The sequence below is a fragment of the Flavobacterium ginsenosidimutans genome, assembly GCF_037478105.1.
GTDB lineage: Bacteria > Bacteroidota > Bacteroidia > Flavobacteriales > Flavobacteriaceae > Flavobacterium > Flavobacterium ginsenosidimutans.
Genome location: NZ_CP147988.1, coordinates 1,356,711 through 1,372,909, shown reverse-complemented (window position 1 = coordinate 1,372,909; position 16,199 = coordinate 1,356,711). Strand labels below are relative to the sequence as shown.

Below are 16,199 nucleotides of genomic sequence, written 5' to 3'. Positions count from 1 at the left end.
AATTCGCTGTCTTAATTTTTCATTTTAAAATATAATAATTTGGCAGCTAAAGAGAAAGTGGTGAAAGAAACACCTTTAATGAAACAGTACAACGAGATCAAGGCTAAATATCCTGATGCATGTCTGCTTTTCAGAGTAGGAGATTTTTATGAAACCTTTGGAGAAGACGCCATTAGAGCTTCTAAAATTTTAGGTATAACATTAACTAAAAGAGGAGCGGGGTCTGATACAGAAACAGCGTTAGCTGGGTTTCCACATCATTCTGTAAATACTTATCTGCCAAAGTTGGTAAAAGCCGGACTTCGTGTTGCGATCTGCGATCAGCTGGAAGATCCGAAAATGACGAAAACAATCGTAAAAAGAGGGGTAACGGAGCTTGTAACGCCTGGAGTTTCTTTGAATGATGAGGTTTTGCAGTCAAAATCTAATAACTTCTTGGCATCTGTTTATTTTGCTAATAAAAATATCGGAATTTCATTTTTAGATGTCTCTACAGGAGAGTTCTTAACGGCTCAAGGAAATGCAGAATACATTGATAAATTATTGCAGAACTTTAATCCAAGTGAGGTTTTAGTTCCAAAGAACAACAAAAGTGATTTCAAAACTGCTTTTGGAGAAGATTTTCATAGTTTTTACTTAGAAGATTGGATTTACAAAGAAGATTATGCTTTAGAAACTTTGACAAAGCATTTCCAGACAAATTCTTTAAAAGGATTTGGTATTGAAGAGTTGAGAGAAGGAATTATAGCTTCTGGAGCAATTTTGTACTATTTGTCAGAGACGCAGCATAATCGTGTTCAGCATATTACGGCAATTCAGCGTATCGCAGAAGATGCTTATGTTTGGATGGATCGTTTTACGATTCGAAACCTAGAATTGTATCACAGCTATAATCCGAATGCAGTAACACTTTTGGATGTTATTGATAAAACGCTTTCTCCAATGGGAGGGCGTTTGTTAAAGCGTTGGTTGGCATTGCCTTTAAAAGATGCGAATAAAATAAAAAGTCGCCATGAAGTTGTGGGGTATTTAAAATCGAATCCTGAAATTCTGCATAACATTCAATATCAAATTAAGCAGATTTCAGATTTAGAACGTTTGATTTCTAAAATTGCGGCAGGAAAAGTGTCGCCGAGAGAAATTGTTTATTTGAAAGAATCTCTGGATGCAATTATTCCAATAAAAACATTAGCTCTTGAAAGTCCGCAAGAAGCTGTAAAAGTAATTGGAGACAGCTTGCATGCTTGTGATCTGCTTCGTGAAAAAATTAAAACAACTTTAAATCAAGATGCTCCTGTTGCTATTTCGAAAGGAAATGCGATAGCATCAGGAATAAATGAAGAACTGGACGAACTACGTGCGATTTCAACTTCAGGAAAAGAATTTTTAGAAGGAATTGAAAAAAGAGAATCAGAAAGAACTGGGATTTCTTCGTTGAAAATTTCTTTTAATAACGTTTTTGGGTATTATATTGAAGTTAGAAATACGCATAAGGATAAAGTTCCAGAAGAATGGATTCGTAAACAAACTTTGGTAAATGCTGAACGCTATATTACCGAAGAATTAAAAGAATACGAAACCAAAATTTTAGGAGCAGAAGAAAAAATCTATAAAATAGAAAGTGAACTTTTCGAGCAATTAGTTGCATGGATTGGAACTTATATCAAACCAGTTCAAATGAATGCCTATTTAGTTGCGCAATTAGATTGTTTGTGTTCGTTTACGCAAATGGCCGTCGAAAATCAATATGTACAGCCTGAAATCGATGATACATTTGAATTAGATATTAAAAATGGAAGACATCCAGTAATTGAAAAACAATTGCCTGTTGGAACTCCATATATTGCAAATGATGTTTTCTTAGATAGAGAAGCACAGCAAATTATTATGATTACCGGACCTAATATGTCGGGTAAATCGGCGATTCTAAGGCAAACAGCTTTAATTGTACTTTTGGCTCAAATGGGAAGTTTTGTTCCTGCTGATAGCGTTAGAATGGGAATTGTCGATAAGATTTTTACCAGAGTTGGAGCTTCTGACAATATCTCGATGGGTGAATCTACTTTTATGGTCGAAATGAACGAAACAGCTTCTATCTTGAATAATATTTCAGACAGAAGTTTGGTGTTGTTAGATGAGATTGGAAGAGGAACGAGTACCTATGACGGAATCTCGATTGCTTGGGCAATTGCTGAATTCTTGCACGAACATCCAGGAAGAGCTAAAACGCTTTTCGCAACGCATTATCATGAGTTGAATGAAATGACGGAATCGATGCCAAGAATCCAAAATTTCAATGTTGCAGTAAAAGAATTAAAAGATACCGTTCTTTTTGTTAGAAAGCTGGTAAAAGGAGGAAGTGCACATAGTTTCGGAATTCATGTAGCAAAAATGGCTGGGATGCCACAATTGGTTATTTCGAAAGCGCAGAAACTTTTAAAGAAATTAGAAAAGAATCATTCAAGTGATGCTTTAAACGGAATAAAATCGGCAAATGATGAAATGCAAATGAGTTTCTTTAATTTGGATGATCCTTTGTTGGAAGAGATAAAAGAAGAGATTTTGAATCTCGATATTAATGCAATTACGCCAGTAGAAGCGTTGATGAAACTGAATGAGATCAAAAGAATGCTGGTTAAAAAATAAAATATAAAAATTTTCAATTTTAAAGTTTAGGTTATCAGAATGTTATAAAATAAGTGGATTTTTTTTTAGAAAAACGCTTGTGTAATTGAATAAATGTCCTAAATTTGCACTCGCAATACGAAACAAATCAAGTGTTGCAGTTCTTAAACAGAATTTGAAAATGCGAAAATAGCTCAGTTGGTAGAGCGCGACCTTGCCAAGGTCGAGGTCGCGGGTTCGAGCCCCGTTTTTCGCTCAAAAACCATACAATGCTCGGATGGTGAAATTGGTAGACACGCTGGACTTAAAATCCAGTGAACAGCAATGTTCGTGCGGGTTCAAGTCCCGCTCTGAGTACTAAAGCCTCTTCTTTTGAAGAGGCTTTTTTTATTTGCAGACTTGCAATAAATAAATTTACGCAGTAAATTTATTAGAATCTTAGAATCTTAGAATCTTAGAATCTTAGAATCTTAGAATCTTAGAATCTTAGAATCTCAGAATCTTAGAATCTCAGAATCTTAGAATCTTAGAATCTTAGAATCTCAGAATCTTAGAATCTTAGAATCTTAGAATCTCAGAATCTCAGAATCTCAGAATCTCAGAATCTAGAAAAATCAACAATCTAAAATCTAAAATTCAAATATGGGTGCTTTTGTAATTAGCAGGCGATTTAATGATGAATATAAATTTACGTTTACTTCGCGTAGAGGTAAAGTTATTTTTACGAGTTTGAGTTATGAATTGAGATTTGAGTGTGAAGAAGATATTGAGAAATTTAAAGCAAATATTGATCTTGCAAAGTTTTTGAAATTTAAAGGCTCTGGTGGGAAGTATTTTTTTAAATTAATGCTTGGAGAGGTTCATTTTGCTACAAGTCGTAAATACAGTACAGAATTGCTTTTGCAGAAAGGAATAAAAGAAATTGTCACTTATTCTTCTAGGTCGGAAATTTTGGATTTCTCTTCGAATGAATTGATTTTTGAAGATGAGGAATCTGAAGAAGAAGTAGAGGAGGAGGTTGAATAAAAAAAAGCGTTTACAATTGTAAACGCTTTTTTTTATTTGAAGTAGATCAATGATTTGAATTGATCAAAAAAAAAACCATCTTAAAAGATGGCTTTAAAATCGTTAGAACTTAGGTTCTAATTATTTTTTTACTTCTTCTACTTTAGCAGCAGCTGAATCAACTTTAGCAGCAGCAGAATCAACAGTTGTAGCAGCAGAATCAACTACAGCAGCAGCTGAATCAACAGCAACAGCAGCAGAATCTACAGCAGGAGCTTCAGCAGCAGCGTCAGCTTTTTTACAAGATACAACAGTTAAAACAGCAACAACAGCTAAACTTAAAAATACTTTTTTCATCTTACTTTATTATAAAAGGTTAATTATTAATTCGTGGCAAAGATATAAATTTTTTAATATGTAAAATATTTTTTCACTTTTTTTTTAAAATATTTTCCTTACTCACGATTATCTTAGTTATCAAATAATATGCCAAAATAACAAATATAAATCATATTATTGTATGTTTTGTGTAATTTATTTTTTGTTGAAAATTCTATCGTTGTTTTGAGTCTTTTAAATAGGTTTGTTATAGTTTATTTTGTTTTTTACAGAATATTCTATAGCGCTAAATGTCTTAAAAATATATTTTAATCAGTTTAATTGCCATAAAAATGTCTTTCAATGCTAGAAATTTGCTTTATAGGGCTTTATTAACGATTTTCATAATTGTTTCTGTAGCGCCTTTGTTGTTTTGAATGAAGGACTTACATATTTCGCTTTTTTCATTAAAGAAAGAGTTATCAGATAAAAGATGGTCAAAAGCGCCTTTTAATTCTTTAAAATTTGAAATGATCGTACATCCTTTTAATTCAACAAGTGAAACTGCTTCTGCAAAATTCGAATAGTTTGGTCCAATTACGATTGGAATTCCAAATGTTGCTGGTTCCAAAATATTGTGTATACCAGGATTTCCAAATCCGCCGCCTACATACGCAATAGTTCCGTAACTGTAAATTTTAGTTAGTAAACCAACTGTATCTATGATGAAAACATTATAAGATGCTAAATCTTTGTTTTCTTTTTCTGAAAATAAAACAGTTGATTTGGTTATTTTTGACTGAAGATCTGAAATCTGATCAGGTTTGATGTTGTGCGGAGCAATTATGAATTTTACATTTTCTGGAGCTTGATTAATGTATTCGCTTATTAAAGCTTCATCTTTTGGCCACGAACTTCCTATAACTATAACTGGCTGATTATTTTTGAAATTCTGTATAAAATCCAACGAATTATCACGTTCTAAAATTGCATTAACGCGATCAAATCTAGTATCGCCTGAGACAATTACATTATTAAATCCTAAACTTTCTACTTTTTGTTTCGATTTTTCGTTTTGAACAAAGAAATAGGTGAAGGCTTTTAGCGCTTTTCTATAAAATCCGCCGTACCATTTAAAAAACATTTGGTTGTCTCTAAAAATTCCTGATATCAAATAAGTTGGAATTTTGTTGGTTTCAAGTTCTTTTAAGTAATTCAGCCAAAATTCATATTTAATAAAAAATGCTAATTCAGGATGAACTAATTGCATGAATTTTTTAGCGTTCTTTTTGGTATCTAAAGGCAGATAAATTGTAACATCTGCAACTGTGTTATTTTTACGCACTTCGTATCCAGATGGTGAAAAAAAGGTTACAATAATCTTATGCGAAGGGTGTTTTTCTTTGATTTTTTCTATCACAGGAAGGCCTTGCTCATACTCTCCTAACGAGGCAGAATGAAACCATATTGTCTTGTCTGTTGGTTTTATTTTATCTTCTAAAGTTGAAAATACGTTTTTTCGGCCTTCAACAAAAAGCTTAATTTTCGGACTAAATAAGGCTACGATTCTTAAGAAAAATCCTGCGATGTATAGGGTTAAATTGTATAAAAAAAGCATGTAATAATTTTTGCAGCTAAATTACATTTCTTTCGACTATTTTCATTGGTTTGAAGCTATTAATAACTATTTTTGTTCCTCCTTTTAGAGATTTCTGTTTAAACAGTGTCTTTAAATTTTTAAATACATTCAAACAATGAAAAAAATTCAAATGGTTGACTTAAAAAGTCAATATGAAAAAATAAAATCTACTGTAGATGCTTCAATTCAAGAAGTTTTAGACACAAATACTTACATTAACGGACCTTTAGTTCATCAGTTTCAAAAGAATCTTGAGGATTATTTAGGTGCAAAACATGTTATTCCGTGTGCAAATGGTACAGATGCTTTGCAGATTGCCATGATGGGACTTGGTCTTCAGCCTGGAGACGAGGTTATCACTGCCGATTTTACTTTTGCTGCTACTGTTGAGGTTATTGCTTTGTTACAATTAACTCCAGTTTTAGTTGATGTTGATTTGCATAATATGAATATTGACATTGATGCAGTTAAAAAAGCAATCACTCCAAAAACAAAAGCAATTGTTCCTGTGCATTTATTTGGACGCGCTGCAAATATGGATGCGATTATGGAAATTGCAGCCGAGCATAATTTATATGTAATTGAAGATAATGCTCAGGCAATTGGGGCAGATTATATTTCAAAAGCTGGTTCTAAGACTAAAGTTGGAACAATTGGCCACGTTGCGGCGACTTCTTTCTTCCCGTCAAAAAACTTAGGATGTTATGGTGACGGAGGAGCAATTTTTACAAATGATGATAAATTGGCTCACATCATCCGCGGAATCGTAAATCACGGAATGTATGAGCGTTACCACCACGATGTTGTAGGTGTAAATTCACGTTTAGACAGTATTCAAGCAGGAGTTTTAAATGCAAAACTGCCTCTTTTAGATGAATATAATGCAGCTCGCCGTTTAGCAGCAACAAAATACAATGCGGCTTTCGCTGGAAATGCACATATCATAACTCCAGATTTTGATGCAAACGAAAATGATCACGTTTTTCATCAATATGTATTAAGAATCATTGATGCAGATCGTAATGCTTTAATGCAGCATTTATTGGATAAAGGAATTCCTTGTGCAATTTATTATCCAATTCCGCTTCACTCTCAAAAAGCATATTTAGATCCTCGTTATAAAGAAGAACAATTTCCTGTAACAAATCAGTTAGTTCAAGAAGTAATTGCTTTGCCAATGCACACAGAACTTGATGACGAGCAAATTAAATTTATTACCGACAGCGTAATTGAATTTTTAAAATAAGAAAGCTTAATTATTAGCCAAAATTTAACCACAAACAAACCACAAAATGAAAGTATTAGTAACAGGAGGGTTAGGGTTTATCGGATCTCACACCGTAGTCGAATTGCAAAATGAAGGCTTCGAAGTAGTGATTATAGATAATCTTTCAAACTCTTCAGAAGATGTTTTAAAAGGAATTACAGCGATTACAGGAAAAACACCTTTATTCGAAAAATTAGATTTAAGAGAAAAAGCTGCAGTGCAGGGTTTCTTTAAAAAACACAATGACGTTACAGGAGTTATTCATTTTGCGGCTTCAAAAGCGGTAGGAGAAAGTGTTGAACAGCCTTTGTTGTATTACGAAAACAATATTAGCAGTTTAATCTATCTATTGCAGGAATTACAGCAAAAACCAGAAGCAAGTTTTATTTTCAGTTCTTCTTGTACGGTTTACGGTCAAGCCGAAAAAATGCCAATTACAGAAGATGCACCAGTCCAAACGGCAATGTCTCCTTACGGAAATACAAAGCAGATTGGCGAAGAAATTATTACAGATACAGCTAAAGTGACTAATATCAGCGCTATTTTATTGCGTTATTTTAATCCAGTTGGAGCGCACGAATCGGTAGAAATTGGAGAATTGCCTTTAGGAGTTCCTCAAAATTTAGTGCCTTTTATTACACAAACAGGAGTAGGATTACGTCAAGAATTATCTGTTTTTGGTAATGATTACCCAACGCCAGACGGAACTGCAGTTCGCGATTATATTCACGTTGTTGATCTTGCAAAAGCGCACGTAATTGCTTTGCAGCGTTTATTAAATAAAAAGAATTTGGCAAAAGTTGAAACTTTTAATTTAGGAACTGGAAAAGGAAGTTCTGTTCTTGAAGTGATTCATAGTTTTGAAAAAGTCAGCGATAAAAAACTGCCTTATGTAATTAAGCCACGTCGTGAAGGCGATATTACTGAAGCTTACGCGAATACTGATAAGGCAAATAATGTCTTAGGATGGAAGGCTGAACTTAGTTTAGACGAAGCAATGGCTAGCGCCTGGAAATGGGAACAAAAAGTGAGGAATAAATAAATTCTTTATCAGTTAAAACTATAAAATTTTAAGATCCCAAATTATAGCAGTATAGTTTGGGATTTTTTTTAGCGTATTAATTATCATGAAACAAAGTTTAGATTATAAATTAATATTTGCCTTAGCGGCTGTTGGAATTATTTGGGGAACTACCTTTTTAGGGATTAGAGTTGCGGTTGAAACCATTCCGCCTTGGTTTGTAACTTCAATTCGTCAGGGATTGGCAGGAATAATTATGATGATTATTTTATTATTCAAAAAAGAACTGAAATGGATTGGGTGGGAAAATTTAAAACATCAGCTTGTTCCTTCTATTTTGATGATTGTAATTGCAAATGGTTTTACAACTGTTGCTGAGCAGACTGTACCAAGCGGACTGGCTTCGGTAATTAGTGCTATGTCTCCAATACTTATTTTTCTAGGCAGTATTTTATTTAAATTACAAAAACCAAGTTTAAGAGGATTTGTTGGCGTTATAATAGGATTTTCGGGGGTCGTTTTTATATTTAAAGACGGGCTACGATCTTTTTTAGATGCCGATTACAGAATCGGAATGATGTTTATGGGATTTGCGATTTCTGCCTGGGCTGCAGGAACAATTTATACCAAACTTCATGGGAATAAATCTAAAAACATAGTTCTTAATTTATTTTACCAGTTTACAATGGCTTCGTGCATTCAGATTGTTTTGGCATTTATTTTTTCGCCCAATATTGATGTGAATTTATGGAGTTCTAAAAGTATTTTAGCAGCATTGTATCTGTCTATTTTTGGATCTGTAATTGCTTTTTTTAGCTATAATTATGCTCTGAAACACGTTACGCCGGTTCAGGTTTCTATTTTAGCGTATATCAACACTATAATTGCGGTATTTTTTGGCTGGCTGATTTTGGATGAAAAAATTACCATTGATTTTATAATTGCAACAATCCTGATTATTTTGGGAGTTTTTATTATTAATTACAAAAAGAAAGAAAAGAAAGTTTTGTAAAATTTGATTCATTTTATTCTGTAAATTTGTAAGAATTAAAATGTAGGAATAATGGGTTCGGATAAAGAAAATAAAAAGAACAAGGTTGAAGAACCTGCGGTTGAATACGAAGTTCAAAAAAACAAATTTAAAGGTATAGATCGTGAAACTTTTGATTTTGATGCTGAGTTTGCAAAAGGATTAACGCCAGAGGAAGCAAAAGCAGAATCAATTAGGAGAATTAGGGAATGGTGGGGAAAATAGAAGTTATTTTTACGTCTTCAGTGATTCAGTATCTCGATGATTTAGTTTTGGTATTATATAGAAAAGAGTATTTTGGTTTTATTGAATCTGCAGAAGAATATGTTTCAAATATTTATAAAGAAGTTCCTGAAAGAATAAAAAAATCTCCTCATAAGAAAACTCCAAAACCTCTTCAATATTTAGGTTTAAATTATATCTTTTATAAATCTAATACGAGAACAACTTGGTATATATTTTTCGAAAAAAGCAATCAAAATTATTTGATTACCGGAATTCTAAATAATTACAGCGAAGAAGCAAAAGAGCTATAAAGCAAAAATCCTCATAAACAATCTGTTCATGAGGATTTTTTTATACAGTTAATAACTGAAAACTGAGACTGCGACTGAAAACTAATTACGCATTAGCAACAGCAGCTTCTTTATCAATTTTATTAATCAAACCAGCTAAAACTTTTCCAGGACCAACCTCAGTAAACAAAGTTGCACCGTCAGCGATCATTTGCTGAACAGACTGAGTCCATTTTACAGGAGCAGTTAATTGAATGATTAAGTTCTTTTTAATTTCGTTTGCATCAGAAACCGCATTTGCAGTAACGTTTTGATACACTGGACAAATTGGAGTAGAGAAAGTAGTCGCTTCAATTGCAGCTGCCAATTCTTCTCTTGCCGGCTCCATCATCGGCGAGTGAAAAGCTCCTCCAACAGGTAAAATTAAAGCACGTTTTGCTCCAGCAGCTTTCATAGCTTCACAAGCTTTTTCAACAGCAGTAGTTTCACCAGAAATTACCAATTGACCTGGGCAGTTATAGTTTGCAGCAACCACAACACCATCGATAGATGCACAAACTTCTTCTACAACATTATCAGCTAAACCTAAAACAGCAGCCATTGTAGATGGAGTGATTTCGCAAGCTTTTTGCATAGCCAAAGCACGTTGAGAAACCAATTTAAGTCCGTCTTCAAAAGATAAAGTTCCGTTAGCAACCAAAGCAGAGAATTCTCCTAAAGAGTGTCCTGCAACCATTTCCGGTTTGAAATCTTCTAAAGTTTTAGCTAAAATAACAGAATGTAAAAATACAGCTGGTTGTGTTACTTTAGTTTCTTTTAGTTCTTCGGCAGTGCCTTCAAACATGATATCTGTAATTCTAAAACCTAGAATTTCATTAGCTTTTTCGAATAATTCTTTGGCTAAAGCCGAATTTTCATAAAGGTCTTTACCCATTCCTGTGAACTGTGCTCCTTGACCCGGAAATACGTATGCTTTCATTTGTCTAATTTAATTTTTACTTTTTTTTAAAATTGAAAATTAGTTTCAATTGGAAGGCAAAAGTACTATTTTTTTAGCTCGTATAACCCTTAAACATATAAATCCACGCTAATCTTGAAAATCTAAGATTAAAAGGAGTCAGTAAAGTAATCACAACAGCAATGATAGGAAGGATTCTTAAATCGAAGTTGGTTTCGAAGAAATATTGTGCAATGCAATACGTTGCAATTCCCTGAGCGACTGTTAATCCGTAATTTACATACATAGCACCGAAAAAATAACCAGGTTCTTTTTGGAATTTATAATGACAGTGACTGCAGTATTCATTCATTTTTGGAAAACTGAAATTCAGAAAAATGTTCTTGTCTGTAAAAACTTTTCCTTTATGACAAACAGGACATTCGTTTTTTAAAATATGAGTTAATGCGCTTGACATGATAGTATTGATTTTTGTTTATACAAAGGTAATTCAGAGGTTTATAAAAGTCTTTTTTATATCTTCGCTTGTTATAGCACAATAAAGACATTTTTGATTAAATTTTCAAAAAACAAATTCCAAATTCTAAAATGGAAAACGGTGATTTTTATAATCAAGAAAATAAATAATACCTATTATGAAAAAATATCCCGTTTATAGTGTTCAGAATTTTAGCTGCAACGATATTCACCGTGATTTTTATGTCAACACTTTTACAGAGCATTTAAAAAATCACAGTTTTGTCGAAGAACCGCATCGTCATGATTCGTACTTAATGGTATTTTTTACAAAAGGTTCTGGATTACACGAAGTCGATTTTGACCAATTTGACATAAAAAGAGGAAGTCTTTTTGTACTGCAGCCAGGACAAATGCACCATTGGAATTTATCGGAAGATATTGAAGGTTTCGTAATTATCTTTTCTCAAGAATTGTACAATTTGTATTTTGGACAGAAAAAGATCAACGATTATAATTTTTACCATTCGATTCATAATCGACCAGAAATGGTTTTTGAAGAAAATGAAATCCCGAAAATCCAACCTTATTTTGACCTTCTGATTCAGGAAAATAGTCTGGATAATAAATATCAATTAGATAAACTACTGAATTTGTTAGACTGTATTCATATTGAAGTCGCACGAAAATATAGTGAAACCTATTCACATCAAACGCATTCGTACAATATCAAAATCAATACATTCGAGTCGCTTTTAGAAGAATATTTCAGAACAGAAAAACTGCCTTCATTTTATGCAGAAAAATTAAATATCACGCTGAAACATTTGAACAGAATCTGCAATGAAATTCTGCAAAAAACAGCGACAGAAGTAATAACAGATCGCGTTATTTTAGAGATTAAAAGAATGCTGATTGATAAACAATTAGCTGTAAACGAAGTTGCTTTTAAAGTCGGTTACGAAGATTACTCCTATTTTTCCCGATTCTTCAAAAAACAAACGGGAATGTCACCAACAGAATTTAGAAATATAAAATAAAAAAAGGCTTCGACTTCGCTCAGCCTGACATGCGATATATCTTGTAAATGATTGGTCAGGCTGAGCGAAGTCGAAGCCCGTTCCTAAAAGCAAAAAAGCCTGCACTCCCGAGAAAGGTGCAGGCTTTTAACCAACCAATTAAATCTAATCTAAAACCAAAGATTAAGCTTGTTTTGCTAATTGAATTTCGATGTTTAATTTAACTTCTTCTCCAACTAACACACCGCCAGTTTCAAGAGCTGAGTTCCAGTTTAGACCCCAGTCTTTACGGTTAATTTTTCCTTCAATATTTAAACCAACTTTAGTATTTCCCCAAGGATCAGTCATGATTCCGCTAAATTCTACTGGAAATTTTACAGTTTTAGAAACACCTTTAATGTCTAAGTCTCCAGTAACTTCATAATCACCATCATCGATTTTTTTGAAAGATGAAGATTTGAAAGTTAATTTTGGATGATTTTCTACGTCAAAGAAATCACCACTTCTTAAGTGACCATCTCTGTCTGCATTTGCAGTATCGATAGAAGCGATGTCAGCAGAAAACTGAATATCTGCATTTTCGAAGTTTTCTCCGTCAGTTGTTACTGTTGCATCGTAAGTTCCAAATTTTCCTGAAACATTAGTAAACATCATGTGTTTTACTTTAAAACCAATTTCTGAGTGAGTTGGGTCAATTGACCATTTTGTAGTTGCCATAATTTTATTTTTTTAAATAATTAATTTATTTCATTTTGATAGGACAAAGTTACGGTGACAGTTGTCCTGGAGCACTTAACCTAGATTAAGAAATAAAAAATGGGATAAGTTTTTGATTGTCAAATTTCTGATTGTCCTCCTGAGCGATCCCGAAGCTTCGGGAGAAGGACTATTTTTTGTTATTCATATAAAACGTCAAAGCTCCTGAGGGACATTTGCTAACAGTCGAGATTATTTTCTCAGTTGTAGATTGTTCTGGTGTAATCCACGGTTTTTCTTTTGGGCGAAAAACATCTGGATTGTTTTTGACGCAATTTGCAGAGTGAATGCATTTTCCAGATTGCCAAACAATAGTTACTTCTCCGTTTGTATATTCTTTAGTGAGGTTATTTGGATTCATGGTTTAAAATTTTAAAGGATTAGTTTTAATTTTAAAGTCAGACCAATTTTCTTATTCATAAAGTTAGCCTTTCTTGTTTTCTTTTTTTTTAATTAAAGGTTAAAAAAAAGAAACGATAACAGTCTGATTTCCAGATTTATTATCGTTTCTACGTTACAGGTATTAATTGTTTTTGTTTGAATTAATAATTCATCGGAACGTCCATTAATAAAAATTCAGCATCTGTGTTTGCTTTAATATTCAAAACATCAGTTCCTGAGATTCCCACTGCGTCACGAGAATTTAATTCCTGACCGTTGATGGTTACATTTCCTTTTAAAACGAAAGCATAAACTCCGTTTCCTTCTTTTTTGATTTTATATTCAGCCGTAACTCCAGAATCGAAATTACCCATATTGAACCAAGCGTCTTGGTGAATCCAAACTCCTTCATCATCTGCATTTGGAGATAAAACCTGAGACAATTTATTATGTCTGTCAGCAACATCCAAAGTAATCTGCTGATAACGTGGCGTAACATTTCTTTTGTTTGGAAACAACCAAATCTGCAATAATTTAGTCTGCTGATCTGCATTTGGATTAAACTCACTGTGCTGAATTCCAGTTCCGGCACTCATTACCTGGATATCTCCATTTTTAATTACTTCAGTATTTCCCATGCTGTCTTTGTGAGCCAAATCACCTTCTAACGGAATTGTAATAATTTCCATATTATCGTGAGGGTGAGTTCCAAATCCCATTCCAGCAGCAATCGTATCATCATTCAAAACACGAAGCGCTCCAAACTGAATTCTATCTGGATTGTACCAGCTCGCAAAACTAAAACTATGATAAGCGTTCAACCATCCGTGATTTGCGTTTCCTCTTGTCTCTGCTTTATGTAATACTATATTTTCCATGATTTTGTCTTTTATTGATTTTGATAGTACAAAGATACGGTCGATGCAGAGGAAAAGCACTTAATGTAGATTAAGAAAAGATTCTGAGGTTCTAAGTTGCTGATACACTAAGTTTTTTTTGGAGCGGAAATTTTGGTTTTCAAAAGACGTTTAGTCCCGCTATCCGTTACAATCTTTTGTGGTGAACCCCACCACAAAAGGATTTCCACTTCTATCGGGGCTAGATTAGAAGTTTTTGTTTTCAGAAGGAGTTATTGAGGCAAAAACTTAAAGATTACTGTTTGTCATCCTGAGGAACGAAGGATCACACAAGAAATTCCGCCTGCATAATCGCCAATCTTTGTCGAGTTCCGAGTGTGATCCTTCGCACCTCAGGATGACAAAATTGCGTTGAGTATGCGTTCAAAGAAATAAACTTTGCGACTTAGCTCCCGATAGCTATCGGGATTGCGAGATTATCTAATCCTAATCAATTTCCCTTTCCCAACCACTTTATCAAGATAATTCACAGAAGAACTTTTCTTATCATGCATAAAAAAAGGAATAGTATCTTTTTCGATTTGGTCTTTTGGAATGCTGATAATCAAATCCGTATTAATGAAATTATCCAGTAGTATTGCGTTGCCATAAGAAATCCTTCCTTTTGGCAGATATTTGTTATCAAAAGCAAAAATACTATCCTTAAAAGTAATTTTATCTTTTAGAATATATGAATCGTTATCTTCTATTAGGTAATTATAACGGCCATTAAGTTTTTCTGTTTTCTGACTTAAATTAATAGAAAACAGCATTATTAGTAAAGATAAATAGTGCATAAAATTCTAACTATATTGATTCATAAACTGCTGTACAACCGCATCTGTATTTTCGTGACGTTTCTTTTTCTCTAAAACAATTGGCGGAGCAGCTCTTTCTAAACAATCTTGTACGGCGCAAGTTTCGCAAGTTACACCTACAATTCGTTTTACCAAAGGTTTTCCATCAATGAATTTGAATTTCTTTTTCATTGTCGGATTAATTAGGATTCCAACTGAAATACTTCGAATATAATTTTCTGCAAAAGGATCTTTTGTAGCCGATGAAAAAACCAAATATTCGTTTCCGCTATTGGCATAACTCGAAATCTGAGCATCAAAAAAATGAGGTTTATTTTGTCTGATCGCTTCGTCGATAGTTTTTACCGAAACCCATCTTCTGCAATAATGTTCATTCGTTTCATTGGCGTGTGGTTCCTGCTGATGCGTAATATGCAATTCCTTGTTGATTTGATAAACATCAGAACCAATTCGGTGAGATAATCTTAAGAAGAAAAGGTTTTTTAGCTGAAAATCTTTTGGTAATAAATTGGTCAATCTCTGATAAAAAGATTCAGGTGAAACTTCAAAACTTTCAATTAATTGAACAAATTCTTCCGGTTTTGGATTTTCCTTTTCTAAAAAAAGATTGATTTTGTCTACAACTAATTTTCTAGGCAAAATTAAAGCACCAGCAAAATAAGAAGCATAAAAATTATTCAAAACCTGATCGAAATTTTCAAACTTAATCCAGGTAAAAGTCAGTAAGCGATCTGAAATTTTGAGATAATTATAGGCTATTTCTTTGGCTAAAATAAAAGCCTTTTGCGGATCGTCAAGTTCAGTTGAAAGTAATAAAGTCTTGCTTTTCGGAACATAAATCGAACGTAAATCTCCCAAAGCTTCCTGATCTGTAAAAGCAATTTCTTTTATCGCGTATTCGTATTCTTCTTTTAAAATCGCTTCTAGCTCTTCAATGCTGATTTTGGAGTCTAAATTAATCTGAAATGACTTCGAAAAAGCAATTACTTTTTCTTCTAAATCTTCAAAATAATTACTGTGCGCTTCCTGATAAGAACGCAAAGCAGCAAGGAAAAAACTTTCTCGGCTTAAATTATAATGTTGTGCAATCTCAAAAATAGTGCTGATAAAAGCATTGACTTTGGCTGGAGCATTAGCAATAATATCAATTAAATCAGCTTCTTGAATTCCAAAAAGTTCCAGAGGAATCTCTTTTAAAATTCCAGATTTTAAGATTTCGCCAATCGGAGCGAGGTTATTATCGAGTTTTAAAGACACCATTTGGTCGTAAGTCACGTCCAAATGTTCGCATAAAAGCAAAATTTTATCTGTTTTGGGATATTTTTTTCCCTTTTCAATCTCGTTCAAATACGATTTTGACAGATTAGTCAGTTTGGCCAAACCAAAAAGTGACAAGTTTTTTTGTGTGCGAACTTGCTTCAGTTTTAGCCCAAAAATCAGCTTTATATAGTCTTTTTCGATATCCATAATGTCAAATATAGACATTCTAAAAACA

17 protein-coding genes and 2 tRNA genes are annotated in these 16,199 nt (G+C 33.3%); 10 read left to right on the top strand and 9 right to left on the bottom strand.

What is annotated here, in order from left to right:
* Positions 1-39 precede the first annotated feature (39 nt).
* The 4 genes from mutS to V6624_RS06180 all read left to right on the top strand — a co-directional run bounded on the left by mutS (position 40) and on the right by V6624_RS06180 (position 3,651).
* On the top strand, positions 40-2,646 hold the full coding sequence (mutS, locus tag V6624_RS06195) for a DNA mismatch repair protein MutS (RefSeq protein WP_338841299.1): 2,607 nt from the start codon (positions 40-42) through the stop codon (positions 2,644-2,646).
* Positions 2,647-2,808: 162 nt separating this feature from the next.
* Positions 2,809-2,881 (top strand) — tRNA-Gly (locus V6624_RS06190).
* Between the two features lie 15 nt (positions 2,882-2,896).
* Positions 2,897-2,982: transfer RNA gene (locus V6624_RS06185), tRNA-Leu, on the top strand.
* A gap of 285 nt (positions 2,983-3,267) precedes the next feature.
* Entirely contained in the window at positions 3,268-3,651 is a 384-nt protein-coding gene (locus tag V6624_RS06180) for a DUF1508 domain-containing protein (RefSeq protein ID WP_263524311.1), read from the top strand.
* Between the two features lie 120 nt (positions 3,652-3,771).
* On the opposite strand, the gene V6624_RS06175 is transcribed toward V6624_RS06180, so the two are convergent.
* Positions 3,772-3,987, bottom strand: coding sequence for a hypothetical protein (locus V6624_RS06175; protein WP_111284537.1), 216 nt, complete (start codon positions 3,985-3,987; stop codon positions 3,772-3,774).
* 340 nt (positions 3,988-4,327) lie between these two features.
* A complete protein-coding gene (locus tag V6624_RS06170; RefSeq protein WP_338841298.1) occupies positions 4,328-5,566 on the bottom strand; it encodes a 3-deoxy-D-manno-octulosonic acid transferase in 1,239 nt (412 codons plus the stop codon).
* A gap of 136 nt (positions 5,567-5,702) precedes the next feature.
* Between V6624_RS06170 and V6624_RS06165 the strand changes: the two genes are divergently transcribed.
* The 5 genes from V6624_RS06165 (at position 5,703) to V6624_RS06145 (ending at position 9,441) form a co-directional block, all read left to right on the top strand.
* On the top strand, positions 5,703-6,833 hold the full coding sequence (locus tag V6624_RS06165) for a DegT/DnrJ/EryC1/StrS family aminotransferase (protein ID WP_338841297.1): 1,131 nt from the start codon (positions 5,703-5,705) through the stop codon (positions 6,831-6,833).
* 46 nt (positions 6,834-6,879) lie between these two features.
* Positions 6,880-7,896 (top strand): UDP-glucose 4-epimerase GalE, encoded by a 1,017-nt coding sequence (galE, locus tag V6624_RS06160; RefSeq protein ID WP_338841296.1) that lies wholly within the window; start codon positions 6,880-6,882, stop codon positions 7,894-7,896.
* 85 nt (positions 7,897-7,981) lie between these two features.
* Positions 7,982-8,887 carry a DMT family transporter gene (locus tag V6624_RS06155; protein ID WP_338841295.1) on the top strand — a complete coding sequence of 302 codons (906 nt, stop codon included), beginning with the start codon at positions 7,982-7,984 and terminating at the stop codon, positions 8,885-8,887.
* Between the two features lie 51 nt (positions 8,888-8,938).
* Positions 8,939-9,130, top strand: coding sequence for a hypothetical protein (locus tag V6624_RS06150; protein ID WP_338841294.1), 192 nt, complete (start codon positions 8,939-8,941; stop codon positions 9,128-9,130).
* Positions 9,115-9,441, top strand: a complete 327-nt coding sequence (locus V6624_RS06145; protein WP_162614919.1) for a hypothetical protein — start codon at positions 9,115-9,117, stop codon at positions 9,439-9,441. Before V6624_RS06150 ends, V6624_RS06145 begins: the two co-directional genes overlap by 16 nt.
* A gap of 85 nt (positions 9,442-9,526) precedes the next feature.
* Here V6624_RS06145 and fabD read toward each other — a convergent pair whose 3' ends face one another.
* Both fabD and V6624_RS06135 read right to left on the bottom strand, forming a co-directional pair.
* Positions 9,527-10,399: an ACP S-malonyltransferase gene (gene fabD, locus V6624_RS06140; RefSeq protein WP_338841292.1), complete on the bottom strand. Its 873-nt coding sequence runs from the start codon at positions 10,397-10,399 to the stop codon at positions 9,527-9,529.
* 73 nt (positions 10,400-10,472) lie between these two features.
* Positions 10,473-10,835 (bottom strand): DUF983 domain-containing protein, encoded by a 363-nt coding sequence (locus V6624_RS06135; protein WP_091492477.1) that lies wholly within the window; start codon positions 10,833-10,835, stop codon positions 10,473-10,475.
* A gap of 178 nt (positions 10,836-11,013) precedes the next feature.
* Here V6624_RS06135 and V6624_RS06130 point away from each other — a divergent pair, with 178 nt between their 5' ends.
* Entirely contained in the window at positions 11,014-11,874 is an 861-nt protein-coding gene (locus V6624_RS06130; RefSeq protein WP_338841290.1) for a helix-turn-helix domain-containing protein, read from the top strand.
* Between the two features lie 162 nt (positions 11,875-12,036).
* Here V6624_RS06130 and V6624_RS06125 read toward each other — a convergent pair whose 3' ends face one another.
* From V6624_RS06125 to V6624_RS06105, 5 genes are all read right to left on the bottom strand, one after another.
* On the bottom strand, positions 12,037-12,570 hold the full coding sequence (locus tag V6624_RS06125) for a YceI family protein (RefSeq protein ID WP_111284557.1): 534 nt from the start codon (positions 12,568-12,570) through the stop codon (positions 12,037-12,039).
* 169 nt (positions 12,571-12,739) lie between these two features.
* Positions 12,740-12,970 (bottom strand): (4Fe-4S)-binding protein, encoded by a 231-nt coding sequence (locus tag V6624_RS06120; RefSeq protein WP_338841288.1) that lies wholly within the window; start codon positions 12,968-12,970, stop codon positions 12,740-12,742.
* Positions 12,971-13,151: 181 nt separating this feature from the next.
* Complete coding sequence (locus V6624_RS06115; protein WP_338841287.1) at positions 13,152-13,868, bottom strand: pirin family protein; 717 nt, start codon at positions 13,866-13,868, stop codon at positions 13,152-13,154.
* 455 nt (positions 13,869-14,323) lie between these two features.
* The gene (locus V6624_RS06110; RefSeq protein WP_111284564.1) at positions 14,324-14,683 is read right to left on the bottom strand and encodes a hypothetical protein; all 360 of its coding nucleotides are present in this window, start codon (positions 14,681-14,683) and stop codon (positions 14,324-14,326) included.
* Positions 14,684-14,689: 6 nt separating this feature from the next.
* Entirely contained in the window at positions 14,690-16,171 is a 1,482-nt protein-coding gene (locus V6624_RS06105) for a helix-turn-helix domain-containing protein (protein ID WP_111284566.1), read from the bottom strand.
* Positions 16,172-16,199 lie beyond the last annotated feature (28 nt).